28 protein-coding genes are annotated in these 26,230 nt (G+C 73.5%); 12 read left to right on the top strand and 16 right to left on the bottom strand.

Annotated features, from left to right (window positions below; translation table 11 throughout):
* Positions 1–142: 142 nt before the first annotated feature.
* Positions 143–718 (bottom strand): TetR/AcrR family transcriptional regulator, encoded by a 576-nt coding sequence (locus BLU42_RS11235; protein ID WP_091074508.1) that lies wholly within the window; start codon positions 716–718, stop codon positions 143–145.
* 81 nt (positions 719–799) lie between these two features.
* Between BLU42_RS11235 and BLU42_RS11230 the strand changes: the two genes are divergently transcribed.
* Positions 800–1,531, top strand: coding sequence for an SDR family oxidoreductase (locus BLU42_RS11230; protein ID WP_091074507.1), 732 nt, complete (start codon positions 800–802; stop codon positions 1,529–1,531).
* A 111-nt stretch (positions 1,532–1,642) separates the two neighbouring features.
* Positions 1,643–1,816, top strand: coding sequence for a CsbD family protein (locus BLU42_RS11225; protein WP_091074506.1), 174 nt, complete (start codon positions 1,643–1,645; stop codon positions 1,814–1,816).
* Positions 1,817–1,886: 70 nt separating this feature from the next.
* On the opposite strand, the gene BLU42_RS11220 is transcribed toward BLU42_RS11225, so the two are convergent.
* Genes BLU42_RS11220 through BLU42_RS11180 form a run of 9 tightly spaced genes read right to left on the bottom strand, consistent with a single transcriptional unit; the run spans position 1,887 to position 11,295 of the window.
* A complete protein-coding gene (locus tag BLU42_RS11220) occupies positions 1,887–3,227 on the bottom strand; it encodes an FGGY-family carbohydrate kinase (RefSeq protein WP_091074505.1) in 1,341 nt (446 codons plus the stop codon).
* A complete protein-coding gene (locus BLU42_RS11215) occupies positions 3,227–4,144 on the bottom strand; it encodes a dihydrodipicolinate synthase family protein (RefSeq protein WP_157719937.1) in 918 nt (305 codons plus the stop codon). Before BLU42_RS11215 ends, BLU42_RS11220 begins: the two co-directional genes overlap by 1 nt.
* Complete coding sequence (locus tag BLU42_RS11210) at positions 4,141–4,932, bottom strand: HAD-IA family hydrolase (RefSeq protein WP_091074503.1); 792 nt, start codon at positions 4,930–4,932, stop codon at positions 4,141–4,143. The genes BLU42_RS11215 and BLU42_RS11210 overlap by 4 nt, the downstream gene beginning before the upstream one ends.
* The gene (locus tag BLU42_RS11205) at positions 4,929–5,789 is read right to left on the bottom strand and encodes a class II fructose-bisphosphate aldolase (RefSeq protein WP_091074502.1); all 861 of its coding nucleotides are present in this window, start codon (positions 5,787–5,789) and stop codon (positions 4,929–4,931) included. Before BLU42_RS11205 ends, BLU42_RS11210 begins: the two co-directional genes overlap by 4 nt.
* 56 nt (positions 5,790–5,845) lie before the next feature.
* Positions 5,846–6,613 (bottom strand): ribose 5-phosphate isomerase A, encoded by a 768-nt coding sequence (rpiA, locus tag BLU42_RS11200; protein ID WP_091074501.1) that lies wholly within the window; start codon positions 6,611–6,613, stop codon positions 5,846–5,848.
* Positions 6,610–7,293 carry an HAD family hydrolase gene (locus tag BLU42_RS11195; RefSeq protein ID WP_091074500.1) on the bottom strand — a complete coding sequence of 228 codons (684 nt, stop codon included), beginning with the start codon at positions 7,291–7,293 and terminating at the stop codon, positions 6,610–6,612. The genes rpiA and BLU42_RS11195 overlap by 4 nt, the downstream gene beginning before the upstream one ends.
* The gene (gene xylB, locus BLU42_RS11190) at positions 7,290–8,786 is read right to left on the bottom strand and encodes a xylulokinase (RefSeq protein WP_091074499.1); all 1,497 of its coding nucleotides are present in this window, start codon (positions 8,784–8,786) and stop codon (positions 7,290–7,292) included. The genes BLU42_RS11195 and xylB overlap by 4 nt, the downstream gene beginning before the upstream one ends.
* The gene (locus BLU42_RS11185) at positions 8,783–10,234 is read right to left on the bottom strand and encodes an aldehyde dehydrogenase family protein (protein WP_231918103.1); all 1,452 of its coding nucleotides are present in this window, start codon (positions 10,232–10,234) and stop codon (positions 8,783–8,785) included. The genes xylB and BLU42_RS11185 overlap by 4 nt, the downstream gene beginning before the upstream one ends.
* A 5-nt stretch (positions 10,235–10,239) precedes the next feature.
* Positions 10,240–11,295, bottom strand: a complete 1,056-nt coding sequence (locus BLU42_RS11180; protein WP_231918102.1) for a C-terminal binding protein — start codon at positions 11,293–11,295, stop codon at positions 10,240–10,242.
* Positions 11,296–11,516: 221 nt separating this feature from the next.
* On the opposite strand from BLU42_RS11180, the gene BLU42_RS11175 reads away from it, so the two are divergent.
* The 5 genes from BLU42_RS11175 (at position 11,517) to BLU42_RS11155 (ending at position 16,809) form a co-directional block, all read left to right on the top strand.
* The gene (locus BLU42_RS11175; RefSeq protein ID WP_091074498.1) at positions 11,517–12,359 is read left to right on the top strand and encodes a FadR/GntR family transcriptional regulator; all 843 of its coding nucleotides are present in this window, start codon (positions 11,517–11,519) and stop codon (positions 12,357–12,359) included.
* 3 nt (positions 12,360–12,362) lie between these two features.
* Positions 12,363–13,469: a sugar ABC transporter substrate-binding protein gene (locus BLU42_RS11170; RefSeq protein ID WP_091074497.1), complete on the top strand. Its 1,107-nt coding sequence runs from the start codon at positions 12,363–12,365 to the stop codon at positions 13,467–13,469.
* Complete coding sequence (locus tag BLU42_RS11165; RefSeq protein WP_172825785.1) at positions 13,466–14,968, top strand: sugar ABC transporter ATP-binding protein; 1,503 nt, start codon at positions 13,466–13,468, stop codon at positions 14,966–14,968. Before BLU42_RS11170 ends, BLU42_RS11165 begins: the two co-directional genes overlap by 4 nt.
* 94 nt (positions 14,969–15,062) lie before the next feature.
* A complete protein-coding gene (locus BLU42_RS11160; RefSeq protein WP_157719936.1) occupies positions 15,063–16,073 on the top strand; it encodes an ABC transporter permease in 1,011 nt (336 codons plus the stop codon).
* A gap of 10 nt (positions 16,074–16,083) precedes the next feature.
* Positions 16,084–16,809: an SDR family oxidoreductase gene (locus BLU42_RS11155; protein WP_091074494.1), complete on the top strand. Its 726-nt coding sequence runs from the start codon at positions 16,084–16,086 to the stop codon at positions 16,807–16,809.
* Positions 16,810–16,908: 99 nt separating this feature from the next.
* Here BLU42_RS11155 and BLU42_RS11150 read toward each other — a convergent pair whose 3' ends face one another.
* Positions 16,909–17,856: a DMT family transporter gene (locus BLU42_RS11150; protein WP_231918101.1), complete on the bottom strand. Its 948-nt coding sequence runs from the start codon at positions 17,854–17,856 to the stop codon at positions 16,909–16,911.
* 72 nt (positions 17,857–17,928) lie between these two features.
* Between BLU42_RS11150 and BLU42_RS11145 the strand changes: the two genes are divergently transcribed.
* Complete coding sequence (locus tag BLU42_RS11145) at positions 17,929–18,840, top strand: LysR family transcriptional regulator (RefSeq protein ID WP_091074493.1); 912 nt, start codon at positions 17,929–17,931, stop codon at positions 18,838–18,840.
* Between the two features lie 25 nt (positions 18,841–18,865).
* On the opposite strand, the gene BLU42_RS11140 is transcribed toward BLU42_RS11145, so the two are convergent.
* The gene (locus tag BLU42_RS11140; protein ID WP_091074492.1) at positions 18,866–19,708 is read right to left on the bottom strand and encodes a helix-turn-helix transcriptional regulator; all 843 of its coding nucleotides are present in this window, start codon (positions 19,706–19,708) and stop codon (positions 18,866–18,868) included.
* Between the two features lie 226 nt (positions 19,709–19,934).
* On the opposite strand from BLU42_RS11140, the gene BLU42_RS11135 reads away from it, so the two are divergent.
* Both BLU42_RS11135 and BLU42_RS11130 read left to right on the top strand, forming a co-directional pair.
* A complete protein-coding gene (locus BLU42_RS11135; RefSeq protein WP_091074491.1) occupies positions 19,935–20,876 on the top strand; it encodes an SDR family oxidoreductase in 942 nt (313 codons plus the stop codon).
* On the top strand, positions 20,873–21,580 hold the full coding sequence (locus tag BLU42_RS11130) for a DUF3159 domain-containing protein (protein WP_091074490.1): 708 nt from the start codon (positions 20,873–20,875) through the stop codon (positions 21,578–21,580). Before BLU42_RS11135 ends, BLU42_RS11130 begins: the two co-directional genes overlap by 4 nt.
* Before the next feature lie 44 nt (positions 21,581–21,624).
* Here the strand turns inward: BLU42_RS11130 and BLU42_RS11125 are convergent, their stop codons facing one another.
* Entirely contained in the window at positions 21,625–22,374 is a 750-nt protein-coding gene (locus tag BLU42_RS11125; protein ID WP_091074489.1) for an SDR family NAD(P)-dependent oxidoreductase, read from the bottom strand.
* An 87-nt stretch (positions 22,375–22,461) separates the two neighbouring features.
* Here BLU42_RS11125 and BLU42_RS11120 point away from each other — a divergent pair, with 87 nt between their 5' ends.
* Complete coding sequence (locus BLU42_RS11120; protein WP_091074488.1) at positions 22,462–23,094, top strand: TetR/AcrR family transcriptional regulator; 633 nt, start codon at positions 22,462–22,464, stop codon at positions 23,092–23,094.
* Between the two features lie 11 nt (positions 23,095–23,105).
* Here BLU42_RS11120 and BLU42_RS11115 read toward each other — a convergent pair whose 3' ends face one another.
* Both BLU42_RS11115 and BLU42_RS11110 read right to left on the bottom strand, forming a co-directional pair.
* Entirely contained in the window at positions 23,106–23,861 is a 756-nt protein-coding gene (locus BLU42_RS11115) for an SDR family NAD(P)-dependent oxidoreductase (RefSeq protein ID WP_091074487.1), read from the bottom strand.
* On the bottom strand, positions 23,858–24,508 hold the full coding sequence (locus tag BLU42_RS11110; RefSeq protein ID WP_197680412.1) for a TetR/AcrR family transcriptional regulator C-terminal domain-containing protein: 651 nt from the start codon (positions 24,506–24,508) through the stop codon (positions 23,858–23,860). Before BLU42_RS11110 ends, BLU42_RS11115 begins: the two co-directional genes overlap by 4 nt.
* Positions 24,509–24,577: 69 nt before the next feature.
* On the opposite strand from BLU42_RS11110, the gene BLU42_RS11105 reads away from it, so the two are divergent.
* Positions 24,578–25,876: an FAD-dependent monooxygenase gene (locus tag BLU42_RS11105; RefSeq protein WP_091074486.1), complete on the top strand. Its 1,299-nt coding sequence runs from the start codon at positions 24,578–24,580 to the stop codon at positions 25,874–25,876.
* Here the strand turns inward: BLU42_RS11105 and BLU42_RS11100 are convergent.
* A complete protein-coding gene (locus BLU42_RS11100; RefSeq protein ID WP_157719935.1) occupies positions 25,873–26,091 on the bottom strand; it encodes a hypothetical protein in 219 nt (72 codons plus the stop codon). The genes BLU42_RS11105 and BLU42_RS11100 overlap by 4 nt on opposite strands.
* Positions 26,092–26,230 lie beyond the last annotated feature (139 nt).

Here is a 26,230-nt window from a genome sequence, read left to right as displayed (position 1 = left end):
CCCTCGTCGTTTCCGTTCTGTTAACTCGCGGGCCGCAGGCGTCCGCGCTGCGGGTCGGTGCGCAGGCCTGTTCGAGCCCGTCCACGGACGGGCTCGGGTGCCGGGTGGTGCGGGCGCAGGCGGGTTGTCGGACCCGGCAGGCCTAGGCGAAGAGGCCGGCGCTGGCCAGGAGGACGCGGCGCCGGGCGGCGTCCCGGTCGTCGTGGAAGCGGTCCGTCGCCCACGAGAGCGCGAGGACGAGCTCGTAGAGCGAGGGCCCGTCGACCTCGGCCTGCAGGTCGCCGGAGGCGCGGGCGGCGTCGAGAAAGGCGTCGAGGCGCAGGTGCACCGGGTTGCAGGTCGAGCTGACGGGGGAGTCGGTGCCGGCGTGCGCGTTGGCCAGGCAGTAGGGCAGGTCGTGCCAGAGGCGCAGCTGCCAGGCGAGGCGTACGAGCCACTCGGTCAGCGCCTCGCGCGGCGGCAGGGTGCGTGCCAGCTCGTCGGCCTCGGCGAGCGCGTCGACCAGGCTGGCCTGCATGACCTCGGCGAGCAGGTCGTCGCGCGTGGGGAAGTTGCGGTAGAGCGTCGCGTTGCCGACGCCCGCACGGGTGGCGACGGCGTCGAGCGGCGTCAGGACCCCGTCGGCGTCGAAGGCCTCGCGCGCCGCGGCCAGGATCGCGTCGCGGTTGCGGCGCGCGTCGGCCCGCAGCGGTCGGGTCGCACCTGTGGCGGACGCCATACGCCGACCCTCCTTGAACAAGTGGGGAGCATCCCCACATACTGGATCCGGGGGAGTTCCCCACTTACACGAGGAGTCTAGATGCAGTCACTTCAGGGCCGGCACGTCCTGGTCACCGGGGCCAACGGCGGGCTCGGCGAGCAGTTCGTCGCGCAGGGCCTCGAGCGGGGCGCGGCCAAGGTCTACGCCGCCGCGCGCTCGACGCGGGACTGGCACGACCAGCGCGTCGTCCCGCTCGACCTCGACCTGACCGACCCCGAGGCGCCGGCCCGCGCGGTCGCCGCGGCGCCGGACGTCGACGTGCTGATCAACAACGCCGGGATCGCGCCGGCAGGTGACCTGATCACCGGGCCGGAGGAGGAGCTGCGCCGGGTCTTCGAGACGAACTTCTTCGGCACGCTGCGGCTCAGCAACGCGTTCGCGCCGGTGCTGGCGCGCAACGGCGGCGGCACCCTGCTGAACATCCTGTCGGCGGCCGCCTGGGTGAGCATGCCCACCGGCTACGCGGCGTCGAAGGCGGCGATGTGGTCGGCGACCAACGCGCTCCGCCTCGCGCTGCAGGGCCAGGGCACGCAGGTCGTCGGGCTCCTGGTGGGCATGATCGACACGCCGATGACCACGCGCTGGGACGTGCCCAAGGTGAGCGCGGCGAGCGTCGTGGCGCAGGCGTACGACGCGGTCGGTGACGGTTCGCTGGAGGTGCTGGCCGACGAGACCACCCGCGACCTCAAGGCCCGGCTCAACACCCCGGGCGAGGAGCTCTACCCCTGGCTGGGTGAGCAGATCGCGGGGCTGGCGGCCGCGGCCGGTTGAGACCCCATAGGGCCTCGATCCTCGTCGGGGACCGGAGGGGGAGTGCCCTCGGACGCACAGGTGGCCCTGGCTAGGGTCGGCACCTCAGACGTTCGAGCGAAGGAGACACGCATGTCGATCGGAGACAAGGCGAAGGACGCCGTCCAGAAGGCGGCCGGCAAGGCCGAGGAGGCCGTCGGCAAGAAGACCGACGACGCCGAGCTCACCGCGCAGGGTCACAAGGACCAGGCCATGGGCGAGGCTCGCATGGAGACCGAGAAGGCCAAGGACGCCGTCCAGGACTGACGCTGGTCCACGGGGTCGCGCGGCGTGAGCCGCGCGACCCCGTTCGCGTGTCCGGGTGGTCGGCGGACGGTCAGACGAGCCCGAGGCCCCGGCGCGCGAGCCAGACGTTGCCCAGGATCGGGCAGTTGTCGACGCCCTCGAACTCGAAGCCCGGCATCTCGCGCTGCTTGAGCGCGACGTACGTGGCGTCCGACATCCCACCCGTCAGCTTGACGACCGGGTCGAGCTCGACCACCTCCGCCGCCTGGCGCAGCGTCGCGGCGAGCACCCGGTTCATGCTCTTGAGCACCGCCGCGAGCATCTCCTCGCGGGTGGTGGCCAGGGTGAGCCCGTCCCAGCTGCCCGTGCGCTTCTCCAGCGACTGCCGGTCGCCGGTCAGGTAGGGCGCGAACGTGACCTCGCCGTCGGTCGGCCAGGCCTCCAGCGCCCGCCCCACGAACTGCTCGTAGAACTCCGTGCGCGTCATGTCCTGGCAGAGCTGCGCCCAGAACCACTCCAGGGCGAAGCCGCCGGCCGTCGTCGCGTAGATCTGCCAGAGACCCGGCAGGGCGGCGTTGCGCAGGTAGTAGCCGTGGCTGGTGACCGGGCGGTCGGTGAGGACGCTGACCATGTCGCTCGAGCCGGCCGTGTTCATCACCCGGCCCGCCTCGACGTTGCCCGCGCCGCACTGGGCCGCGGCCATGTCGTTCGTGCCGACGGCGACCGGGATGCCCGCGCGCAGGCCCAGCCGCTCGGCCTCCTCGGGGCGGAGCGTGCCGAGCGACGTGCCCGGGTCGACGATGTCGCACAGCAGCCCGCGGTCGATGCCGAAAGCGGTGAGCAGCTCCTCGGACCAGGTGCCCTGCGTCGTGGTCTCGTACAGGCCGGTCATCGAGGCGTTGACGAGGTCGGTCGCCCACTCGCCGGTCAGGCGGTGGTGGACGTAGGTCGGCAGGTGCCCGATCCGGTGGGCGTCGTCGAGGACCTCCGGCGCGTTCTGCGCGAACCAGATGAAGGTCATCGCCCCGGCGCCGCCGGCGAAGGGCAGGATGCCCGCGATCTCGAGGAAGCGCTCGTTGCCGACCACCGCGTCGATGTACGCGCTCTGCGCCCGGCTGCGGCGGTCGAGGTGCGTGACGATGTTCGGGTAGGAGAGCGTCCCGTCGCGGCGCACGAAGACCGGCGACGGGGAGAAGGTGTCGTAGCAGAGCACCTCGACCCGCTCCCGCAGCGCCGGGTCGAGCTGCTGGCAGGCCGCGTAGCAGCCGGCCCACAGCTCGTCGGGGTCGATCTCGTTCTTCTCCCCGGGCAGCAGGATGTTCGGGTACGGCGCGGTCGCCGTCTCCACGATCTGCAGGCCGCCGTCGTCCGCCGCCTGGACGACGGCGACCTTGACCGACGACGTGCCGAAGTCGATGGACAAGGCGTGCACTAGCGCGTCCCTCCCTCGTCGACGACCTTGCCGTGGGCCTCGAGCGCCTCGCGCACGGCGGCGGTCTCGTCGGCGTCCAGGGCCCGCACCGGCCCGCGCGGGACGCCCGCGCGGTAGCCGAGCAGGTTCATGGTGCCCTTCAGGCTCGCCACCCCGCGCCGCCCGCCCGTGACCTTGATCAGGCGCTGCAGGTCGGCGTACGCGGCGAGCGACTCGGCCTGCTTGCCGTCGGACGCCAGGCGCACGACCTCCGCGCACTCGTCGGGGAAGAAGTTCGCCGCGGAGACCACGCCGCCGGGGGAGCCGAAGAGCAGCCCGGTCATGATCGTGTTCATCGTCCCGGCCAGCACCGAGAAGTCGTCGCGCCCGCCCGCGGCCAGCAGGTAGGCGGTGATCTGGTCGTTCGAGGTGTCCTTGATCCCGGCGATGTTCGGGTGGTCGGCCAGGGAGGCGACCACCGCGGGCGGGATGAGCACGCCGTTGGCGTAGCTCGGCGCGACGTAGAGCAGCACGGGGACCGGGCTGGCGTCGGCCACGGCGACGTAGTGCTGCCGCAGCGCCTCGGGGGTCATGGCGCCCTTGAAGTAGTGCGGGGGCAGCACGGAGACGTAGTCGATCGCGTCGGCGTGCTCGGCGATGCTCTCGATGAACCGCACGGTGAGCCGCGTCGACTCGCGCCCGGCCCCGACGATCAGGGTCTTGTCGCCGCGGTGCGCGGCGGCGGTAGCCACCACGGCGCGGGCCTCGTCGTCGTCGACCGAGCGGAACTCGCCGTTGGTGCCGAGGACCATCACGCCGCGCACGGCGGTGGTGCTCCAGCGGCGCAGGTTGTGCTCGAGCCAGTCGAGGCGCAGGTCCTCGGCGTCGTCGAACGGGGTCGTGGCCGGGACGATGACGCCGGTCAGCAGAGGGTTCATCGGGTCGCTCCGGTCCGGGTGCCCAGGCACGCCGAGAGGTCGTCGAGGGTCAGGTAGGCCCCGGGCGTCGCCGGGCCGCGGTTGGCCAGGACCTCGACCGGACCGCGGTCGGGGTCGCCCAGCTCGGACACGACGAGGACGGCCTCGCCGAAGTCCTCCTCGCGGGTGTAGCCGTTGACCGTCACCAGGCAGGGGAGCCCGGCGCCGGTGGCCGCGAGCAGTCCGTTGCGCGAGTCCTCGACGACGAGGGTGTCGTCGCGGTCGAGCCCGAGCTCGCGCACGGCCAGGTCGTAGATCGCCGGGTCGGGCTTCTTGGCCAGCACGACGTCGCCGGCGAAGACCGGCACGCCGGCGGCGACCTCGGTCCCGACCGCGTGCTCGAGCACGGCGCGGACGGACGCCTCGGCCGAGGTGGACGCGACGGCCACCGTCCAGCCCGCGGCCAGCGCCTCCGGGATCAGCCGGCTGATGCCGGGCCGAGCGGGCAGCTGCCCGCTCTGCACGAGGTCGCGGAAGGCGGCCGACTTGTAGCGGTGCCACTCCGCCAGCAGCGCGCGCCGGGCGTCCTCGTCGTCCGGGACGTGCGCCGCCTCGGAGAAGCCGGGGTCGGCGAAGAGGCTCGCCATCCGCTCCTTGCCGCCGCCGATCCTCAGCCGCCGGGCGTACTCCTCGACGTCCCAGCGCACGGGCAGGTCGAAGTGCTCGAAGGTGAGGTTGAAGGCCGGCAGGTGGCCGTAGCGCTCGGTGTCGGCGAGGACGCCGTCGCAGTCGAAGACCAGGGCGCTCATCGGACCTGGCCCGAGCTGCCGAAGGTGCGCATGTGCTCGCGGGCCATCGCCGTCACGGCCTCCTTCTGGTCGCGGAACAGCGTGGGCGGGTCCCACGAGCCCTTCTCCTCGGAGCGCTTCAGCGACTCCAGGCTCGAGCGCATGTAGACCTCCTTGAGCGCGGTGGAGATGTTGACCTTGGCGCAGCCGCGCTTGACGAGGTCCTGGAACTGCTCGGCCGAGAGCCCGGTGCCGCCGTGCAGGGCCATGGGCACGCCGGTCGCGGCGAGCAGGTCGGAGACGCGCTGGTGGTCGAGGACCGGGGCGGCCTTGTACTGACCGTGGGCGTTGCCGATCGCCGGGGCGAAGCAGTCGACGCCGGTGCGCTGGATGAAGTCGACCGAGACCTCGATCGTCTGCTGCGCGGAGGCGTCGTCGGAGCCGATGCCGTCCTCGACGCCCTGGATGCCCTCGATCTCGCCCTCGACGCTGGCGCCGACCGCGTGGGCCTCGGCGACGACCTCGACGGTCTGGCGCAGGTTCTCGGCCACCTCGAGCTCGTGGGCGTCGAACAGGACCGAGGTCCAGCCACCGCGCAGGCAGTCGCTGATCACCTCCCGGGAAGGGCAGTGGTCGAGGTGCAGCACGACCGGCACGGCCGCGTCCTCGGCCAGCCCGGCGAGGATCGTGTAGAGCTTCTTGCGCCCGTACATGCGCACGGTCTTGACCGACGTCTGCAGGATCACCGGCGAGCGCTCCTCGGCGGCCGCCTCCAGCACCGCCTCGGTGCTGACGTCGTTGACGATGTTGAAGGCGGGGACGCCGTAGCCGCCGGCGAGGGCGTCGGCGAGCACGGCGTTGAGCGGGACGAAGGTCACGGCGGTGGGTTCCTCTGGGTCTCGGGCGTGGGTCTCGGACGTGGGTCAGGTGCGGGTCAGCGGGCGGGCTGGGTGAGCGGCAGCGTCAGCGGGAAGTCGAAGGCGCCCGCGGAGCCGTCCGGCCAGCCGAAGACGACCTCGTCGGCGATGCCGACGAAGAAGCCGTTCTCGACGACGCCGGGGATCTGGTTGAGCTCGACGGTCAGCGCGGCGGCGTCGCGGGCCTCGTCGAGCTGGACGTCGATGATGAAGTTGCCGTTGTCCGTGACGACCGGGGACCCGTCGCGCTCGCGGCGGACGATCCGCAGGTCGGCGGGGTAGCCGTGCTCGACGAGCAGGGCGCGGACGGCCTTGGTCGTGGTGCCCCAGGAGAACTGGACGATCTCCACCGGCAGCGGGAAGGCCCCGAGACCGGCGACGGCCTTGGTGTGGTCGGCGACGACGACCATGCGGGCGCTGGTGCGGGCGACGAGCTTCTCCCACAGCAGGCAGGCACCGCCGCCCTTGATCATCGAGCCGTCCGGGTCGATCTCGTCGGGCCCGTCGATGCAGACGTCGAGCTGGTCGATGTCGTCGAGGTCGACCAGCGTGATGCCGAGCGAGAGGGCCAGGTCGCGGGTGCCGTTGGACGTCGGCACGCCGACGACCTGCAGGCCGTCGCGGACCTTCTCGGCGAGCGCGCGGACGAAGTAGTGCGACGTCGTGCCCGAGCCGAGGCCGAGGCGTGCCCCGTCGAAGCAGTACCTGTCGGCCGCGAAGCGGCCGGCGGCGAGCTTGGCGCGGTCCTGGTCGCTGCTCGTGGCGATGGGCGTGGTGGCGGTCATGCACGGCTCCTTGGGTGGACGGTGTCAACGAGGACGAGGTCGGGGAGGGCCTCGAAGGAGGCCAGGCGCTGCCCGACCACGGTGGGCGGTGCCCAGGGCACGGCGAGGAAGGCGACGTCGGCGGCCCGCGCGCACTGCTCGTCGACGGGGGAGTCGCCGACGAGGACCGACGTCGTCGGGTCGGCCCCGAGCTCGGACAGGGCGAGCCAGAGGTGGTCCGCGTACGGCTTGCTGCGCTCGATGCGGTCGCCGCCGACGACGACGGGGAAGTGCTGCGCGACCGACAGGCCGTCGAGCACCTGGCGCGCGATGGCCTCGGGCTTGTTGGTGCACACGGCCATGGGGACGTCGGCCGCGTGCAGCGCCGCGAGGGCGTCCTGCACGCCGGAGAAGAGGGTCGAGTCGACGACGGGTCGGCTCCGGTACTCCGCCAGGTAGTGCTGGGCGACGGCGGCCAGGTCGACTCCGTCGGCTCCGTCGGTCCCGTCGACGCCGGACAGGCCGGCGGCCCGGGAGACGAGGGCGGCCACGCCGTCGCCGAGCATCGGCGCCACCTCGGCCGGGAGCAGCGGCCGCCCCCCGAGCGGGACGAGGGCGAGGTTGAGCGCCCCGGCGATGTCGACGGTGGAGTCGACCAGGGTGCCGTCGAGGTCGAAGACGACGCTGCGGTAGCCGGTCATGGTGTCCTCGTCGTGGTCAGGGCCGGGTAGATCCGGCGGAACTCGTCGTAGCCGACGTCGTGGACCGCGACCGAGGCCGGGTCGGGGCTCACCCGGTCGGTGACGACGACGTGGCCGAGCGCCTCCGAGAGGCTCGACCACCGCCCGCCACCGACGCCGGCGAGCAGAGCCGCACCGTACGCGGCCCCCTGCTCGCCGCCGGTCACCAGGTGCACCTCGGTGCCGAGCACGTCGGCCAGGGTCTGGCGCCACACCGGGTAGGCGGACGCGCCCCCGGAGATGCGGACGTCGTCGGTCGCCACCCCGGCGGCGGCCATGACGTCGCGGATCTCGCGCAGGTTGAGCAGCGCGCCCTCGAGCACGGCGCGCGAGAGGTCGGTCAGGTCGTGGGAGAGGTCCAGCCCGACGAAGCCAGCGCGGGCGTCGGGGTCGACGTGCGGCGCGCGCTCGCCGACCAGGTACGGCAGGAACCGGACGCCTCGCGACCCGACGGGGGAGCGGCCGGCGAGCTCGGTCACCGTGGCGGCGTCGGCGTCGGGCACCAGCGCGCGGAGGGCCTTCGCCCACCACTGCAGCGCGCCGCCGGTCGACAGGGCGACGCCCATCACGTGCCAGCGCCCGGCCTCGTTGCCGCACGAGATCTGGAGCCGCCCGCCGACGTTGTCGGGGCAGCGCTCGAGCGCGGCACCGAGGATGCCGGCCGTCCCCAGCGTGATGCCCAGGGTGCCCGGGGCCACGATGCCCATCGACGTGGTCTGCAGGACCGAGTCCCCGCCGCCGGCGACGACCGGCGTGCCGGCGGGCAGGCCGGTCAGCGCCGCGGCCTCGGCGGTGATCCGCCCCGCGGGGGCGTCGGACTCGAGGACGGGCGGCAGCAGCGAACCGGGCAGCTCGAGCGCGGTGAGCAGGTCGTCGCTCCAGCGGCGCCGCCGTACGTCGAGCGCGCCGAACCCCGAGGCGTCGGAGACGTCGGTGGCGCGCTCGCCGGTCAGGCGGAGGCGGAGGAAGTCCTTGGGGTTGAGCACGACCTCGGTGCGCGCGAACACCTCGGGCTCGTGGCGGCGCAGCCAGAGGATCTTGCCGAGGGTGTAGCCGGGCAGCGCGGCGTTGTTCGTCAGGCCGACGAGGGCGTCGAGCCCGCCGACGCGCTCGACCTGGAGCTCGCACTCGGCGGCGTTGCGGTTGTCGTTCCACAGGATCGCCGGGCGCAGGACCTCGCCGTGGCGGTCGAGGGCGACCATGCCGTGCATCTGCCCGGACAGGCCGACGCCGGTGACCGTGCCATCGGCGGCGTCGAGCGCCGCGACGACGGTGCGGACGGCCTCGAGCGTGCCCTCCCACCAGTCCTGGGGGTGCTGCTCGGTCCAGCCCGGGCGCGGGGTCTGGAGCGGGTATGAGCAGGTGTGGGTGGCAGCGACGTCGCCGGCGTCGTCGACCGCGACGACCTTGACCCCGGACGTGCCGAGGTCGACACCGAGCCAGTGACCCGTCACTGGCCGTACCGGATCCGCAGGTGCTTGACCTGCAGGTAGGCGTGCAGGCCCTCACGGCCGTGCTCGGAACCGTGACCCGAACCCTTCCGCCCGCCGTACGGGGCGTTCATGATCCCGGCGTCGGGGTTGTTCACGGCCACGTTGCCGAACTCGAGCGCGTGGCCGATCGAGAAGACCTCGCCGAGGTCGCGGGCGTACAGGTACGCCGCGAGGCCGGCGTCGGTCCCGTTCGCCAGCGCGATCGCCTCCTCGGCGGTGTCGTACGGCGTGACGCCGACGACCGGGCCGAAGGTCTCCTGGCTGCCGAGCAGGCTGTCCGGGGGCACGTCGTCGACGACGGTGGGGGAGAACCACGTGCCCTCGAGGTCGGAGGGGCTGTGGCCGCCGGCGCGCACCTGCGCACCACGGGCGACGGCGTCCTCGACGTGGGCGGCGCAACGGTCGCGGATCTCGGCGTTGGTGACCGGGCCGACGTCGGGGTCGTCGAGGCCCGGGCCGACGCTCAGCGCGGCGACGGCCGCGGTCAGCTTGTCGACGAACGCGGCGTGCACCTCGCGCTGCACGTAGACGCGGTTGATCGCGATGCAGATCTGCCCGGCGTTGCGGAAGCCGCGGCGCGCGCAGCCCGCGACGGCCTCGTCGAGGTCCGCGCTCGCGGTGACGATCTGCGGGCAGGACCCGCCCAGCTCCATCGAGGTCAGGATCGCCTTGGCCAGCGAGCGCGTGATCGCCGCGCCCGTGGCCCCCGAGCCGGTGAAGGCGAGCTTGTCGAGGTCGGGGTGCGAGGCCAGCGCTCGGCCCGCGGTCCCCGCGCCGAGCACCAGGTTGGCGACGCCGTCGGGCACGCCCGCGCCGGCCAGCAGCCCGAAGAGGCGGACGGCGCTCGACGGGGTGTACTCCGAGGGCTTGACCACGATCGTGCAGCCGGCGGCGAGCGCGGCGGCGAGCTTCCACCCGATCAGCTCGAGCGGGTAGTTCCACGGGGTGATCGCCCCGACGACGCCGACGGGCTCGTGGCGGACGATGCTCGTCACGCCGGCCTGCTCGTTGGGGATCGTCTCGCCGTAGACGCGGACGCCCTCCTCGGCGTAGTAGTCGAAGGCGTCGGCGAGCTTGGCCGTCTCGCCGCGGGCCTCGCCGATCGGCTTGCCCATCTCCAGCGTGATCAGGCGGGCGAGCGGCTCGAGGTCACCGCGGACCGCGGTCGCGAGGCGGTGCAGGACCGCGGCGCGCTGGAACGGGGTGGTCGAGCGCCAGGCGGGCAGGGCCGCGCGGGCGGCGCGGACGGCCTCGTCGACGCCCTCGGCCGCGGTGTCGGGGATGGTCGTCAGCACCTGGCCGTCGGCCGGGTTGACCACGGCGACGCTCGGCTCGCCGCCGCTCACCCAGCGGCCGGCGACGAGGTTGCGGGGCTCGGGCATCTCGGACTTCGTGGACATCGTGGACATCGCCGTCACTTCGGGTCTCCGGTCTCGCTGGTCTGGGCACCGGCGTCGGGCCGGCCCACGGGGGTCACGGGGCAGCGCAGCGGCTCTCCCCGGGCGGCCCGCACGGCCTCCTCCGCGGCGAGGCGCTGCAGGTTGTCCAGCGACGTCTCGGAGTAGAAGGCGGCGTGCGGGGTGAAGAGGGCGTTGGGTGCGCTCCGCAGGGGGGAGTCCGCGGCGAGGGGCTCGGGGTCGAAGACGTCCAGGCCGGCGCCGCCGACCCGCCCGTCGACCAGCGCCTCGGCCAGCGCGGCCTCGTCGACGAGGGCCCCGCGCGCGGTGTTCACGACGACGCAGCCACGGCGTACGCGGGCGAGCAGGTCGGCGTCGACGAGGTGGCGCGTCTCCGGCGTCACCGGCAGGTGCAGCGAGATCGCGTGCGACTCGGCCAGGAGCGTGTCGCGGTCGACGAGCGTGAGCCCGTGCGTCGCGACGACGTCGGCGTCGGCGTACGGGTCGTGGGCGAGGAGCCGGAAGCCGAACGGGCGCAGCCGGTCGGCCAGCGAGCAGGCGATCCGCCCGGCGCCGAGCAGGCCCACGGTCGTCGTCGCGAACGACGGGACGGGGCCGGCGTCGCCGGGGGCGACCCAGGTGCTCCCACGGATGCCGCGGTCGTAGAGCGGGATGCGGCGCAGCAGCGACAGCAGGAGCGCCGCCGCGTGGTCGGCGACGGTGTCGACGCCGTAGTCCGGGACGTTGGCGACCTGGACGCCGAGGCGGTGCGCGGCCTCGACGTCGACGTTGTCGTAGCCCACGCCGTAGCGGATGACCGTCGCGCCGGGGGCCATCGCCGCGAGCTGCTCGGCGCCGATCGGGGCGAAGTTCACGAACACGACGTCGGCGTCCCGCACGACCTCGGTCGTCTCGGCGGCCTCCGCGCACTGGTGCACGGCGAAGGCGGCGCCCACGCCCTGCGCGGCGGCCGCCTCGTGGGCGGTCTCGACGAAGGCGTGGTCGGTGACGACGAAGCGCGTCGTGCGCCCGGTCGTGGGGTCGCTCGGCTGGCTCGTCATGGGGATGGTCATGCGGCGTGCTGCAGGTGTGGCACCGGTGCCTCCTGGGGTGGTTCGAATCGTACGACGAAAGTTTCCCTTCGCCGCAGGGCTGCCCAGCGAACGTAACGTCGTACGTTCGCGTCGGTCAACCGGGGTGCCGAGGTCTCACGGCTCCTGCCCTGAGCGCGAGTAGCCCATAGTCACGCGAACTGGGGGTTGCGGACGGAACCCAATCATCGTACGTTCGGCCCATGACTCAATGGCGAGACGGTCGGAGCCGACTGTCCGAGCGCATCGCGGACGAGCTCCAGACCGAGATCCTCCGCGGTGGCCTCGTGCCGAACCTGCGCCTGCCCACCGAGGTCGAGCTGATGGAGCGCTACTCCGTCAGCCGCACCGTGGTGCGCGAGGCCGCCAAGCTGCTCGAGCAGCGGGGCCTGGTCAGCGTCGCCCCGGGCCGCGGCATGGTCGTGGCCGAGTTCGACGGGGCGCGCATCGCCGAGCAGTTCTCCATCCTCATGCTGGCCAGCGACGGCACCTTCGGCCACCTGCTCGAGCTCCGGCTCGCGCTCGAGCTGCAGGTCAGCACGGCCGCCGCCCAGTCGGCCGGGCCCGAGGACCTCGAGCGGCTCGCCGCCTCGATCACCGAGGGGGAGGCCGCGGTGGCCGCCGACGGGACCGTCGACGCAGAGGCCTTCCTCGACGCCGACATGAACTTCCACGAGTCGCTCGCCCGGGCCAGCGGCAACCCGTTCTTCGACCTGGTCTGCCGCCCGATCAACAGCTTCCTCCGGACGCACTACCAGTACCGCGAGGGCTACCCGTCCAACCCGTCGCTCACGCTCGCCGAGCACGGGGAGATCCTCACCAACCTCCGACGGCGGGACACCTACGGCGCCCGCAAGGCGTCGGAGGAGCACCTGCGGCGGCTGCTGCGCAAGTGGCAGACCCCCACCGACGGCGCCGTCGCGCCGAGCATCCGCGAGATGAGCTCCACCACCGACGCGGAGGCCGCTCGCCGGCGTCAGACCTCTCAGACCCCCACCTCGCACACCCCCACCACCACCACGCACACCCCTGTCCAGGAGGCATGAACAATGACGACATCGCCCAGCACGGTCTTCAGCCGGCGCTCGTTCGGTCGAGGGGCCCTCGGCCTCGGCGCGGCCGCGGCCCTGGCCGCCTGCGGCCGCTCGACCAGCGCCGCTCCCGGCGGGGGAGGTGGTGGCGGCACCGCCGCGTACGCGAACAAGGGGATGAACTACTTCTTCTTCGTCGTGCAGAGCGAGGCGGTCAAGCGCAAGAGCGAGGAGCTCGGCCACACCTTCAAGACCACCGACGCGAAGTTCGACTCCAGCGCGCAGTTCGACAACTGGAACTCGCTGCTGATCGCCAAGCCGGTCTTCCTCATCGCCGACCCGATCGACTCCGAGGGCCTCGCGCCGCTGGCGCAGAAGGCCAAGACCCAGAAGGTGCCGACCGGCATCATCGACACCCCGCTGACCAAGGGCGAGGTCGACTTCACCATCGCCTTCGACAACCTCCGCGGCGGCGAGATGGCCGCGGAGAAGATCGTCGAGCTGCTGCGCAAGAAGTACGGCAGCGAGAAGGGCACCGTGCTCAACGGCTACGGGGCGCTGTCCTCGTCGGCGTGGCGGGCGCGCAAGGAGGGCTTCGAGGGCGTGCTGGCCAAGTACCCCGACATCAAGCTGATCTCGCGCCCGACCGAGGGCGACGAGGCCACGGCCGTCAGCGTCACCGGCGCCACGCTGGCCGAGTTCCCCGACCTCGACGCGGCGCACGCCCCGAGCGACTCGATCACCCGCGGCGTCATCACCGCGCTGCGCAGCAAGAACAAGGCGCTCCCCAAGGACGACCCCGACCACGTCTTCCTCACCTCGATCGACGGCGAGCCCCAGTCGCTGCAGTGGATCAAGGACGGCCTCGTCGACGCCGAGGTCAGCCAGGACCCGGTCGCGTACGGCGAGATCTGCGTCCAGATGCTCAGCGACCTCGCGGCGGGCAAGCCGATCCCGACCGGCGACTACGCCAACGCGGCCTACTACTGGGAGAAGGCTCCGATCACCTCGACCCCGCAGGGCCCGAGCTGCGTGGTGCCGCCCTTCTTCATCGACGAGTCCAACGTCGACGACCCGCGTCAGTGGGGCAACGTCGTGGTGCAGAAGTGGGGCCTCAAGCAGTGACGGACCCCGACGCCCCGCTGCTGGAGACCCGCGGGCTCAGCAAGGTCTACGGGCGCTTCACCGCGCTGCACCCGACCGACATCACCGTGCGGGCCGGCTCCATCCACGGCTTCCTGGGCAAGAACGGCGCCGGCAAGTCGACGCTGGTCAAGCTCATCGCCGGCTCGGAGCGGCCGACGGCCGGGCAGATCCTGTTCAAGGGCGAGGACATCACCGGCCTGCCCCTCGTACGGCGCCGACAGCTGGGCATCCACCTGCTCAGCCAGCACGCCGAGGTCGTCGCCGACCTGTCGGTCGCGGAGAACCTGCTGCTGCCCGACTACCCGCGGCGAGGGCCGTTCGTGGACGTCCGGGCGATGCACGCCAAGGCGCGCGCGCTCCTGGAGCGCTACGACGTGCCCTTCGCGGTGGACCAGCCGGCGGGCGCGCTGAGCGCGCCCGACCAGCGCCGGCTCGGCATCGTGCGGACCCTGGTCGAGGGGAGCGCGCTGGTCATGCTCGACGAGCCGACCACCGCGCTCAGCCAGGAGGAGCGCTCGTCGCTCTTCGACTGGGTCCGCTCGCTGAACGACGCCGGGCAGACCTTCGTCTTCATCTCGCACTTCAACAACGAGATCCAGGCGATCTGCGACCGCGCCACCGTCCTGCGCGACGGCCGGGTCGTCGCCGACGGCGCCGACCCCCGCGCGATGGGCTCGGCGGAGATCTCCGAGCTCGTCGTCGGCTCGGCGGTCGACGAGTTCGTGCGCGTGCCGCGCGTGGCCGAGCGGGAGCGGCTCGTGGTCCGCGACCTCGTGACCGAGGGCGTCGGCCCGGTCTCCTTCAGCGTCGGGGCCGGCGAGATCGTCGGCTTCGTCGGGCTGCCGGGCTCGGGCGCCCAGGAGTCGGCCCGGGCGGTCGCCGGGCTGCGCCCGGTGCAGTCCGGGACGGTCGAGCTCGACGGGCGTGCCCTGCGCACGGCCGACGTGCGCGGCGCCCTGGACAGCGGGATGGTCTACCTCACCAACGACCGGCACGGCGAGGGCATCGTCGGCCCGATGTCGGTGCGCGAGAGCCTGCGCCTCGGCAACTGGCCGTCGCGCGGCGGGCTGCTCGCCGACGGCGAGATCACCAAGACATACGAGAAGTACCACGCGCGCATGCACTTCCGCGTCGCCGGGCCCGAGCAGCCGATCGAGGAGCTGTCGGGCGGCAACCAGCAGAAGATCATCCTCGGCCGGCTGCTGGCCCGTCAGCCGGAGGTGCTCATCCTCGACGAGCCCACCCTCGGCGTCGACGTCGCGACCAAGGAGGAGGTGCACCGCCTGATCGACGAGCTCACCGGCTCGGGGCTGGCGGTGATCCTGCTCGCGTACGACACCGACGAGATGGTGCGCATGGTCGACCGCGTCGTCTCCTTCTCCGACGGCCGCGTCGTGGGCGAGCTCGTCGGGACCGAGGTCACGGCCGACGCGATCCTCGGCCGGCTGCACCACGAGACCGCGCTCGCCGACGCCTGACCGGCCGCAGCGCGCCACCCGGCGCGAACCCGGCCGCCCTGCTCGACCCCGTCCCGCCCGTTCCGCCCGTTCCGCCCTCACCAGGGAGACCATCGTGACCACCCTTCAGACCGCTCCGGCGGCAGGAGCCGAGACGCCGACCGCGACCCTGCGCGGCCGCGGCCGCTGGGCCGACCTCGCGCTCGACAACATCGTCTGGCTGCTGCTCGTCGTCTTCGTCCTGCTCGCCACGGCCCTCAACCCGTTCTTCCTGAGCCTGGCCAACTTCCAGAACATCCTGGTCCAGACCACGACGCTCGGCTTCCTCGCCGTCGCCATCGCGCTGGCCATGCTGCTGGGCGAGATCGACCTGTCGGTCGTCGGCATCCTCGGCTTCAGCGGCGCGATCGGCGCCACGCTCATGGAGCGTGGGCTGCCCGGCGGCGTCGCGATCCTCGTCGTCCTCGCGATCGGCGCGGTCATCGGCCTGATCAACGGCTTCTGCATCGCCAAGCTGCGCATGACGTCCTTGATCGAGACCCTCGCCATGGGCCTCGTGCTCGGCGGAGCGGTGCTCGCGGTGACCAAGGGCCGCACGATCACGATCTCCGACACGGGCTACACCTGGATCGGGCAGGGCCAGCTCCTCGGCTGGCCGATCATGCCGCTCGCGCTCGTCCTGCTCTTCGTCGTCATCGCCGTCGTGCTCTACCGCACGCCCTGGGGCCGCAAGGTGTACGCCACCGGCGGCAACCGCCGGGCCGCGTATGCCGCCGGCATCAACACCGACCGGCTCGTCATCGGCACCTACACCCTCGGCGGGCTGCTGGCCGGCGCCGCGGGCTGGCTCGCGACCTCCTACCTCTCCGGGGTCAACTCGACGATGGGCTCCGACCTGCTGCTCTACGCCGTCGCCGCCCCGGTGATCGGCGGGGTGTCGCTGACCGGCGGGCGCGGTCGCGTCCTCGGCATGCTCGGCGGCGTCCTGCTGCTGACCATCGTCCAGGTCGGTCTGCAGCTGACGAACATCTCCGCCTACTACGTGGCGATGGCCGGCGGCGTGATGATCTTCCTCGCCGTGGTCGTGGACGCCGTCCGCGTCCGCCGTCGCCAGACCCGGCACTGAGGGGCGGGGCATGAGCACCTCGCAGGAGGGCAGGGTCGTCGCCGTCACCGGCGCGGCCGGCGGGATCGGCCAGGCGGTCTGCGAGCGGCTGCGCCGCGACGGGGCGAGCGTCTGGGCGATGGACCTGCGGCAGCCGGAGGGACCGAACGGCGTCGCCGTCGCCGTCGACGTCACCGACGCCGACTCGGTCGAGCAGGGCTTCGCGCACGTCCGGCAGCAGGAGGGCCGTCTCGACGCGGTCGTCGCCGGGGCGGGCATCGTCGAGGACGACGTCGCGGCGGAATCGATGAGCTCGGCGCAGTTCGGCGCCGTGCTCGCGGTCAACCTCACCGGCGTCTTCCACACCCTCACCAGCGCGGGCCGGATCATGCTCGAGCAGGGCTCGGGGTCGTGCGTGGCGATCAGCTCGATGAGCGGCAACCACACCGTCAACACCCCGCAGCGCCAGTGCGCGTACAACGCCTCCAAGGCCGGGGTGTCGGCGCTCGTCCGCTCGCTCGCCGCGGAGTGGGCCGACCGCGGCGTGCGGGTGAACGCGGTCGCGCCGGGCTACATCGCCACCGAGCTGCTGGCGCGCAAGACCCACCAGTTCGAGCAGTGGTTCGCGCACACGCCGCAGCGCCGGATGGGCGCGCCCGAGGACGTCGCGGCCACGGTCGCCTTCCTGCTGTCCGACGAGGCCGGCTACTTCTGCGGCAGCGAGCTGCTGATGGACGGCGGGTACACGCTGGTCTAGCTCGGCTGCGACTCGATGCGCAGACGAGAGCCTCGCCGCCTTCGCTCATCACTTATGCCGTTAAGTGATTAGCGACGGGGCGCCCCTGCGACGCGAACATCAAGCGGACGTCAGCCGACGCGCCGCCTCGGCCGGTTCGGGCAGTGCGACCGAGCCGAGCCGGTGGACCCGCTCGACGTGCTGGCCGTAGTAGGTGGCCGCGACGACCAGGACCGCGCCGACCGCGGCCACGAGGGTCAGGCGCTCGCCGCCCAGGCTGACGCCGACGAGGACGGCCCAGACCGGTTCGGTGCCCATCAGCAGGCTCGCCCGGCTCGGCGAGGTGCGCCGGATCGCCCAGGTCTGGGCCAGGAAGGCGAACACGGTGCAGGCCAGCGCGAGGTAGACGAGCTGCGCCCAGGCCGACAGCGGCAGGCGGGGGACGGCGGTGCCGAGCGCCGGGGCGGCCGCCGCGGAGAGGGCCACCGCACCGACGGCGGCCTGCACCGCCGTGAGCGCCAGCGAGTTGGAGGAACGGCCGGCGGTGAGGCGGCCGATGAGGCTCACGTGCACCGCGCGGACGACGGCGGCGGCGAGCATCAGCCCGTCTCCCCAGCCGGGCGCACGGAACCCGTCGCCGGACACGAGCAGGGCCACGCCCACGACGGCGAGCGCGGTCGCGGCGAAGAAGGGCGCGGGCATCCGGGAGCGGCGCCAGACCCCGTCGAGCAGCGGCGTGAGGACCACGGTCAGGCTGATGATCAGCCCGGCGTTGGTGGCCGTCGTCCCCGACACCCCGAACGTCTCCAGCGTCAGCACCGCCGCCTGCGTGAGCCCGAGCAGGACTCCCGCGGCGAGCTCCGGGCGGCGGGGGAGCGGCGTACGGGTGCCGCGGCAGACCAGCCCGAGCGCGACGGCGGAGATCACGTAGCGCAGCGCGAGGACGACGAGGACCGGCGCGGCGAGCGTCAGGTCCTTGGCCACGAGGTAGCTGCTGCCCCAGACCAGGGCGACGCCCATGAGCACGAGGTCGGTGGCGAGGCCGGGGCGCGGGCGGAGGGGCTGCACGGGGACCACCGTGACCGGCCGGCGGATGAAGAACAATGACCAGTTCGTCAAGCGTCGTTGTAGCGTCGCTTCATGGACGTACGCCAGCTCGCGGTGCTGCGCGAGCTCGGCGACCGGGGGAGCGTCACCGCCGTCGCCGAGGCGCTGTTCATCACACCGTCGGCGGTGTCCCAGCAGCTCGCCGCGCTGCAGCGCGGCGTCGGCGTCCCGCTGACGCGGCGTCAGGGCCGGCGGCTCGTCCTCACCGACGCCGGCGAGGCCCTCGCGGCGGCCGCGGCGGACGTGGCCGCCGCGCTGTCCCGCGCCGAGGGTGCGGTCGAGGACTTCCTGGCCGACCCGGGCGGTCTGGTCCGCGTGGCGGCGTTCTCGAGCGCGGGCGCGGCCTTCTTCCCCGCATTGGTCCGGGTGGCCGCGGCGGGCGGGCCGGGCGTCGAGTGCGCCGAGCGCGACGTGGCCCAGTCCGCCTTCCCCGCGCTGTGCGCGGAGCACGACGTCGTCCTGGCCCACCGCCTCGACCACAGCCCGCCGTGGCCGAGGACGGTCACGGTGACCCGCCTGCTCCACGAACCGCTGGACGTCGCCCTCCCGGCCGAGCACCCGCTGGCGCACCGGTCCGAGGTCACCGCGGAGGAGGTCAGCCGGGAGCCCTGGGTCGCGGTCCACGAGGGCTTCCCGCTGCTCGCCCCGCTCGAGGCGATCGCGACGACGAGCGGGCGGTCGCTGACGATGGCCCACCGGGTGAACGAGCTCTCGGTCGTCGCGGCGCTCGTGGCCGCCGGGGCGGGGGTGGCGCTGATGCCGCGCCACACCGCGCCGGCAGCACCCGGGCTCGTCCTGCGACCGCTGCGCGACCTCGCGCTGGCCCGCCACGTCGACGCGCTGGTCCGGCCCGAGCGGGCCCTGCGGCGTACGGTCGCCGCGGTCCTGGCCGCGCTGGTCCGCGAGGCCGAGGCGTTGACCGGCGACGGCGCGCCTGCGCGGTGACCGGGCTGGTCAGCCCGGGCGTGACTCAGGCCAGGGCCTGGCTCCCGATCACGGAGAGGAGCTGCAGCTTCTCGTGGCTCTCGCTGCCGGGGACGGCGGTGTAGACGAGCAGGCGGTGGGACTGGTCGGGGTCCAGGAGCGACTGGCAGGTCAGCTCGAGCACGCCGAGCTCGGGGTGGACGAAGTGCTTGACCTCGTGCGGGCGCACGCCGACCTCGTGGGTCTCCCACAGGGTGCGGAACTCCTCGCTCTGCGGCAGCAGCAGCTCGGCGTACCGCGCGGCGCGCGAGTCCGGGCCACGGAGCGTCGCGATGCTGCGCAGGCCGGAGGCGAAGAGGCGGCCGAGGAAGGCGTGGTCCTCCGAGGCGTAGCGGGCGCGGGTCCCGAGGTCGGTGAACCAGCGGTAGCCGAGGCTGCGCGAGGGCCCGGTGTAGCGGGTCAGGTCGCCGACGAGGGCGACGCCGAGGGTCGTCTGGCGCAGCGTCTCGCCGAGCTCGGTGACGACCTCGGCCGGGGTGTCCTCGAGGCGGTCGAGGATGCGCAGCAGGCCGGGGCTGACGTGCTCGCTGGTCGTCCCGCGCGAGGGCGCCTGGTGGCCGGCGAGGCGGAACAGGTGGTCGCGCTCGTCCAGCGAGAGGTGCAGGCCCTGCGCGATCGAGGCGATCATCTGCTCCGACGGCTGGGGTCCGCGCTCGCGCTCGATGCGGGAGTAGTAGTCGGTGGACATGTGGCACAGCGAGGCGACCTCCTCGCGCCGCAGGCCACTGGTCCGCCGCCGCTGACCGCGGGGGAGCCCGACGTCCTCGGGCTGCAGCGACTCGCGTCGTCGGCGCAGGAACTCGGCGAGCCCGGCCCGGTCGATCGCCACGACATCTCCTTCTCGTCCTGCTCGTCCTGCTCGTCCCGTTCACCGAGCGTCGTTCGAGGTCCTGTCTACCTGCGAGGGGCGCTCGGAACCACGGCCTGCCGATCCCCCTCTGCTGCCCGGCGTGGCGCCCACCCTGGGACCGGCGATCCGTGGATGACCGGGTCCTTCACGGCGTGGCTGTCCGGGGCGAGGGTGGTTGCACCGAACCCCGACAGGAGTGCCCGCCATGCCCCGCACGATCGACATCACCCTTCCCGACCTGAGCGGCCGACGCGTCGTGGTCACCGGCGCCAGTGACGGGATGGGCCTACGCATCGCGGGCCGTCTCGCGGCCGCCGGCGCCGAGGTGGTCATGCCCGTCCGCAACCGTACGAAGGGCGAGGCCGCGCTCGCCGCCATCCGCCGCACCACGCCCGACGCGGACGTGTCGCTCCGCGACCTGGACCTGTCCTCGCTCGCCTCCCTCGCCGCGCTCGGCGAGACGCTGAACCGCGAGGGGAACCCCGTCGACCTGCTCGTCCTCAACGCCGGGGTCATGACGCCGCCCGAGCGTCAGGAGACCGCGGACGGCTTCGAGCTGCAGCTCGGCTCCAACCACCTCGGCCACGTCGCGCTCGTCGCGCACCTGCTGCCGCTGCTGCGGGCCGGCCGGGCCCGGGTCGTGTCGCAGCTCAGCGTGGCCGCGCGCAGCGGCCGCATCAACTGGGACGACCTGAACTGGGAGCGGTCGTACGACGGGATGAAGGCCTACTCGCAGTCGAAGATCGCGTTCGGCCTGTTCGCCCTGGAGCTCGACCGCCGCAGCCAGGCGCACGGCTGGGGCATCACGAGCGTCCTCTCGCACCCGGGCGTCGCCCCCACGAACCTGCTCGCCGCACGTCCGGAGCTGGGCCGGACCCAGGAGACGGCAGGACGTCGCATCATCAAGGCCCTCTCGCGCCGCGGCATCCTGCTCGGCACCGTCGAGTCGGCCGGCCTCCCGGCGTTGCTGGCCGCGACCGATGCCGACGCCCGCGGCGGCGCCTTCTACGGTCCGAGCGGGCCCGGTCACCTCGGCGGCCGACCCGCCGAGCAGGCGATCTACCCGACGCTGCGCGACGCGGAGGAGGCCCGGCGCGTCTGGGACGTCTCCGAGCGGCTCACCCGGACCTCCTTCGCGGGCGCATGAGCGCGCCCGCCGGCGGCTGGAGCGCCGTCGTGCGCGAGGTGCTCGGGCGGGGTGAACACGTCGAGCGCGGGGCGGTCCGGGTCGCCGCCGACCGAGCGCTGGAGCGGGTCGGCGGAGGGGTCGGGCTGGTGGCCGCGGCGGCGCCGACCGTCGCCTTCGTGGCGACCGACGCCGCGGCAGGGCTCGGGCCGGCCTTCGTCGCCCTGGGGGCCACCGCGGTCCTGGCCTGCGCCGTACGCCTCCTGCGGCGTGAGTCCCCGGGCGCGGCGCTGGCCGGTCTCGTCGTCGCCGGGCTCTGCGCGGCGGTCGCCGCTCTCGCAGGCGAGGCCCGGGCCTTCTTCCTGCCCACGTTGGTCGTCCCGCCGCTCTTCGTCCTCGCCCACCTCGTGTCCCTGGTGGCCGGCCGGCCGTTGATGGGGCTGCTGGTCAACCCGCTGGCCGGCGGACCCCGGGACTGGCGGCGTCAACGCGCGCTGCGCCGCACCTACCTGGTCAGCACGCTCGTCGCGCTGCTCCTCGCGGCGGCCAACCTCGTCGTCCGGGTCGCGTTCTACCGCGCCGACGAGCCGGCCGCCCTGGCCGCCGTGCAGGTGGGGGCCAACCTCACGTTCGCCCTGCACTTCGCGGTGACGTTCGTCGTCGCGCGACGGGTGGCCGCCCGGCTCGGCGTCACCCGCCGGGCGTCGGTCGTGCCGGGCACCTGACCGGCCGGGTCGGGCGACCCGGCCGGGCGGTGGCGACCGGGCCCTCAGACCGCGATGCGTCCCCCGTCGACCGGCAGCACGGCGCCGTGCACGAAGCTCGCCGCGTCGCTGACGAGGAAGGCGATCGCCTCGGCGACCTCCTCCGGCTGACCGGGGCGTCCGGCCGGTCCGGCTGCGGCGAGCTGGTCGAGAGCCTCGCCCATGGCCGCCGTGCCCTCGGTGCGGGTCGGGCCGGGGCTGACGGCGTTGACCCGTACGCCGGCCGGGCCGAACTCCGCGGCCCAGGACTTGGTGAGCAGGACCAGCGCTGCCTTGCTGGCGCCGTAGAGGCCCATGCCCGCCGCGCCGAACTCCGCCACCATCGTCGTCACGTTCACGACCGCCCCCTGGCCGCGGTCGGCCATGGCCGGCGCGAGGGCGGCGACGAGGAAGTACGGCGCGGTGACGTTGACGGCCAGGACGCGCTCGACGTCCTCGGGCGTCGTCTGGGCCGTCGGGCCGAAGGGAAAGATGCCGGCGCAGTTCACGAGCACGTCCACGTGGCCGTCGCCCAGCTCGGTCGCCCGGTCGGCGAGCGCGCGGGCGCTCGAGGCGTCCACGAGGTCGGCGGCGACGAAGTCGGCCCGCCCCCCTGCGGCCCGGATGTCGGCGACCGTCGCGTCGCCGCGCGCGGCATCCCGGCCGGAGACGACGACGTGGGCGCCGCGGGCGGCGAGGGTGAGCGCGACGGCGCGCCCGATGCCGCTGGTGGCGCCGGTGACGAGCGCGGTCTGGCCGGTGAGGTCGGTGGTCATGAGGTTCCTTCCCTCGAATGGAGTGGTCGCACCAGAATGACCCGAAGTTTCTGGATACACCACTCCAAAATCAGCTAGGCTCGCAGCATGAGCGCCACGACCACCTCGACCCCCGGCTCCACCCGCCGGCTCACGGCCAAGGGGGAGGCGACGCGCGCGCGGATCGTCGACGCCGCCTCGTCGTTGGTCTTCGCCCACGGCGTCACGCGCACGGGGGTGGAGGACATCCAGCGCGAGGCAGGCGTCAGCGCGTCGCAGCTCTACCACTACTTCGGCGACAAGCAGACCCTCATGCGGGCGGTCATCGCGCACCAGACGGAGGCGGTCCTCGCCGCGCAGCGGCCCGAGCTCGACTCCCTCGACACCTTCGAGGCGCTGCTGCGGTGGCGCGACCGGCTCGTCACCCTTCAGCGGTCACGGCACTGCGTCGGCGGGTGCCCGATCGGCTCGATCGCCGCGGAGGTCGCCGACGAGGACCCGCAGGCGAGGGCCGACCTGGTCGCCGGGTTCGAGCAGTGGGAGGCGCCGCTGCGCTCCGGGCTGGCGACGATGCGGGACCGGGGCCTCCTGCGTCCGGACACCGACACCGACCGTCTCGCCCTGGCGCTGCTCGCGGCGCTGCAGGGAGGGCTGCTCCTCACCCAGACGCGTCGCACCACGGTGCCGCTCGAGGCGGCGCTGGACTCGATGATCGAGCTCATCCGGGCCTACGCGGCCTGAGGCCGCAGCGGTCAGACGGCGGTGTAGCCGCCGTCGACCAGGTAGTAGCCGCCGGTGATGAAGGACGCCTCGTCCGACAGCAGGAAGGAGACGAGGTGCGCGACCTCCTCGGGTCGTCCGAGGCGTCCGAGCGGGTGCCGCGCGACGAGCGCGTCGCGGAACTCGTCGGGCAGGCCGGCGAGGAGCGGGGTGTCGATGTAGGCCGGGCCGACGCAGTTGACGCGCAGGCCCTGCGGTCCGTACTCCGCGGCGGCGTTCTTGGTGATGCCGACGACGCCGTGCTTGGCGGCGGTGTAGGCGCCGTTCCCGAGCGCGGCGACGGTGCCGTGGATCGAGGCCATGTTGACGATCGCGCACCGCTCCGCGCCCGTCTCGAGCATGGCCGGGATCTGGTGGCGCATGCCGTAGAGCACGCCGCTCAGGTTGATGGCGATGACCCTGTCCCAGGCCTCGAGGTCGGTCTCGCCGGCGGGTGCCTGCGGCCCGCCGATCCCGGCGTTGTTCACGGCGAGGTGCAGCCCGCCGTACGTCTCCACCGCGTGCCGCACCGCGCGCTCGGAGTCGGCCGCGAACGCGGTGTCCTGCTGCAGCGCCGACGCGGTGCCCCCGGCGTCGGCGATCGCCCGCACCACGCGCTCGGCGCCGGCGAGGTTGATGTCGGTGACCACGACCGAGGCGCCCTTGGCCGCCAGCTCGAGGCTGATCGCCTCGCCCAGCCCGGACCCACCGCCGGTGACGATCGCCACCCTGCCCTCGAAGTCGGTCATCGCTCGTTCCTCTCGTCGGCCGTTCCTGGCCTCCCGAGTGTCCCCGCCCACGCTGTGGATCCCGGGTCCAGGTGCCGTCGGAGGCCGTCGGTGAGGAACCCGAGGCCGGCCTCGAAGGCGGCGTCGTGGTCGACGGCGGGCGCGACCGCCTCCTCGGGGCCGGTCCCGGCCTCGCCCTGCGCGAGGTCGGCCTGCTCCTCCAGCACGCTGCCCACCGTGAAGCGCCCGGCGGCCAGCAGCGCCATCCGTGCGACCGGTTCGGGCAGGCCGTGCGCGGTCAGGAAGGTGACCTTGTGGGTGATGCGGGTGAGGTCGTCGCCCGCGGGACGAGACCCGGCGTGGAGGCGGGCGCCGTCGCGGCGCCGCAGGAGCGTACGGCGCAGGCTGCGCGCGTTCTCCCGGAACCACGCGAGCGGCTCGTCGTCCGGAGCGGGGAGCGGTGCCGCCGCGTGCGGGGCCATCGCCGCCTCGGCCATCGCCGCGAGGAGCCGGCCCTTGTCGCGGAAGTGCCAGTACAGCGACGGCTGCTCGACGCCGAGGCGCTGCGCGAGCCGGCGGGTGCTGACCGCGTCCAGCCCGACCTCGTCGAGCAGGTCGAGGGCGGCCTCCGCCACCACCTCGCGGTTCAGCCGTGTCGCTCGCGTCACGTTGCCAACCTATCAGCGATAGAGCATGCTCGACCTCGTACCTATCACCGATAGAGAGCGGAGCGGGTCATGACGGGGACGACGAGGACGACGAGCAGGCGGCTGCGGGTGCTGGTGGCCGGAGGCGGGGTGGCAGGGGAGGCGGTCGCGTACTGGCTGGCGCGCGGCGGGCACGAGGTGGTCGTGGTCGAGCGGTTCCCGGCCCTGCGCGCCAGCGGGGCGCAGGTGGACCTGCGCGGCCAGGGCATCGAGGCGGTCAGGCGCATGGGCCTGCTGGAGCAGGTGCGGGCGGCACGGGTCGACGAGCCGGGGGTCGCGTTCGTGGACGCGCGCGGGAGGCGGTGGGGCACCGTCATGGCCAACACCTCGGGCCAGGGGCGCCAGACCCTCACCTCGGAGTACGAGATCATGCGCGGCGACCTCGTCCGGATCCTCCACGCGGCCGTCGAGGGCGACGTCGAGCACGTCTTCGACGCGGCCGTCACGGGCTTCGAGCAGGACGAGGAGCGCGTGGTCGCCCGGTTCGCGGACGGCTCGAGCGGGGAGTTCGACCTGATGGTCGCGGCGGACGGGCAGGGTTCGCGGATCCGCCAGGCCCTCCTGCCCGAGGGTGAGGACCCGTACCGGCGGTTCGGCCTGCACCTGGGGTACTGGTTCGTCCCGCGGATCGCCACCGACGGGCCGGTCCGCGACACCTACGTGGCGCCCGGCGGCCGGATGATCATGCGCCGGAGCCACCACCCGGACTGGACGCAGGCCTACTTCATCCTGCGCGAGGACTCCGACGAGGCGCGTGCGGTCCACCGCGCACCGCTCGAGGTCCAGCAGGCCTTCTGGGCCGGCCGCTTCGCCGGCGCGGGCTGGCAGGCCGACCGGTTCGTCGAGGGCATGCGGACCAGCCCGGGCTTCTACTCCTCCGAGGCGCTGCAGGTGCGGACCTCGACCTGGTCGCGGGGCCGGGTCGTGCTGCTCGGCGACGCGGCGCACTGCGCCTCGCCGTACAGCGGCATGGGGATCTCGGCCGGCCTCGTCGGCGCCCACGTGCTGGCCCGGCAGGTCAACGCCCATGCCGACGACCTGCCCACCGCGCTGGCGGCGTACGACGCCGAGCTGCGGCCGTTCGTCGAAGTCGTGCAGGCGAGCGTCAAGCCCGGTCTGCTCAAGCTGGGTCTCCCGAGGACCCGCGTCGGGGTCGCCGCCGTCCAGGTCGGCGCCGCCGTCGCCACGGCTTTGCACGTCCCCGACCTCCTGGCGAGGCGCGCCACCACGGACCGGGGCGGCGACTGGCCGCTGCCGCCCGACCCCGCGGTGGTGTCGGCCGACGGCGGGTCGATCAGTGGTGACGCCCCGTCGCTCCAGACCTCCTAGGGCGACCGCCGACGACCACCGTTCGCCCGCCGGCGGAGGACCGCCTGGCGCAGGAACAGGACCGCGAGCACGCTCATCAGACCCGTGCCGACGAGGGACAGGGCGTCGAGGCCGGTCGCGGAGACGATGCCTCCGACGACGCGTGCGAGGTTCACCGCTCCCAGGACGACGAAGGCGACGCCGAACACCGCGAAACGTCGCCAGGGGGTGCGCACGAGGTCAGCGTACGGATCCCCGACCCCACGAAATCGCGGACTTCACCCCTTCCGACCAATTGTCGGCCTATGGGTCTTGCTGGGTGCTCGGACGCCGACCTAGCGTCCGAGCATCACCCCGACCAGGAAGGCCCACCCC

Origin of the sequence: Microlunatus sagamiharensis, assembly GCF_900105785.1 — a bacterium.
Lineage (GTDB): Bacteria > Actinomycetota > Actinomycetes > Propionibacteriales > Propionibacteriaceae > Microlunatus > Microlunatus sagamiharensis.
The sequence above is the reverse complement of the archived record's forward strand: the minus strand, read 5'-3'. Positions and strand labels throughout refer to the sequence as shown.

Coding starts and splice junctions, on each gene's coding strand:
- BLU42_RS11235 (WP_091074508.1), bottom strand. CDS start 718: ATGGCGTCCGCCACAGGTGCGACCCGACCGCTGCGGGCCGACGCGCGC.
- BLU42_RS11230 (WP_091074507.1), top strand. CDS start 800: ATGCAGTCACTTCAGGGCCGGCACGTCCTGGTCACCGGGGCCAACGGC.
- BLU42_RS11225 (WP_091074506.1), top strand. CDS start 1,643: ATGTCGATCGGAGACAAGGCGAAGGACGCCGTCCAGAAGGCGGCCGGC.
- BLU42_RS11215 (WP_157719937.1), bottom strand. CDS start 4,144: ATGAACCCTCTGCTGACCGGCGTCATCGTCCCGGCCACGACCCCGTTC.
- BLU42_RS11210 (WP_091074503.1), bottom strand. CDS start 4,932: ATGAGCGCCCTGGTCTTCGACTGCGACGGCGTCCTCGCCGACACCGAG.
- rpiA (WP_091074501.1), bottom strand. CDS start 6,613: ATGACCGCCACCACGCCCATCGCCACGAGCAGCGACCAGGACCGCGCC.
- BLU42_RS11195 (WP_091074500.1), bottom strand. CDS start 7,293: ATGACCGGCTACCGCAGCGTCGTCTTCGACCTCGACGGCACCCTGGTC.
- BLU42_RS11185 (WP_231918103.1), bottom strand. CDS start 10,234: ATGTCCACGATGTCCACGAAGTCCGAGATGCCCGAGCCCCGCAACCTC.
- BLU42_RS11180 (WP_231918102.1), bottom strand. CDS start 11,295: ATGACCATCCCCATGACGAGCCAGCCGAGCGACCCCACGACCGGGCGC.
- BLU42_RS11175 (WP_091074498.1), top strand. CDS start 11,517: ATGACTCAATGGCGAGACGGTCGGAGCCGACTGTCCGAGCGCATCGCG.
- BLU42_RS11170 (WP_091074497.1), top strand. CDS start 12,363: ATGACGACATCGCCCAGCACGGTCTTCAGCCGGCGCTCGTTCGGTCGA.
- BLU42_RS11155 (WP_091074494.1), top strand. CDS start 16,084: ATGAGCACCTCGCAGGAGGGCAGGGTCGTCGCCGTCACCGGCGCGGCC.
- BLU42_RS11145 (WP_091074493.1), top strand. CDS start 17,929: ATGGACGTACGCCAGCTCGCGGTGCTGCGCGAGCTCGGCGACCGGGGG.
- BLU42_RS11135 (WP_091074491.1), top strand. CDS start 19,935: ATGCCCCGCACGATCGACATCACCCTTCCCGACCTGAGCGGCCGACGC.
- BLU42_RS11130 (WP_091074490.1), top strand. CDS start 20,873: ATGAGCGCGCCCGCCGGCGGCTGGAGCGCCGTCGTGCGCGAGGTGCTC.
- BLU42_RS11125 (WP_091074489.1), bottom strand. CDS start 22,374: ATGACCACCGACCTCACCGGCCAGACCGCGCTCGTCACCGGCGCCACC.
- BLU42_RS11120 (WP_091074488.1), top strand. CDS start 22,462: ATGAGCGCCACGACCACCTCGACCCCCGGCTCCACCCGCCGGCTCACG.
- BLU42_RS11115 (WP_091074487.1), bottom strand. CDS start 23,861: ATGACCGACTTCGAGGGCAGGGTGGCGATCGTCACCGGCGGTGGGTCC.
- BLU42_RS11105 (WP_091074486.1), top strand. CDS start 24,578: ATGACGGGGACGACGAGGACGACGAGCAGGCGGCTGCGGGTGCTGGTG.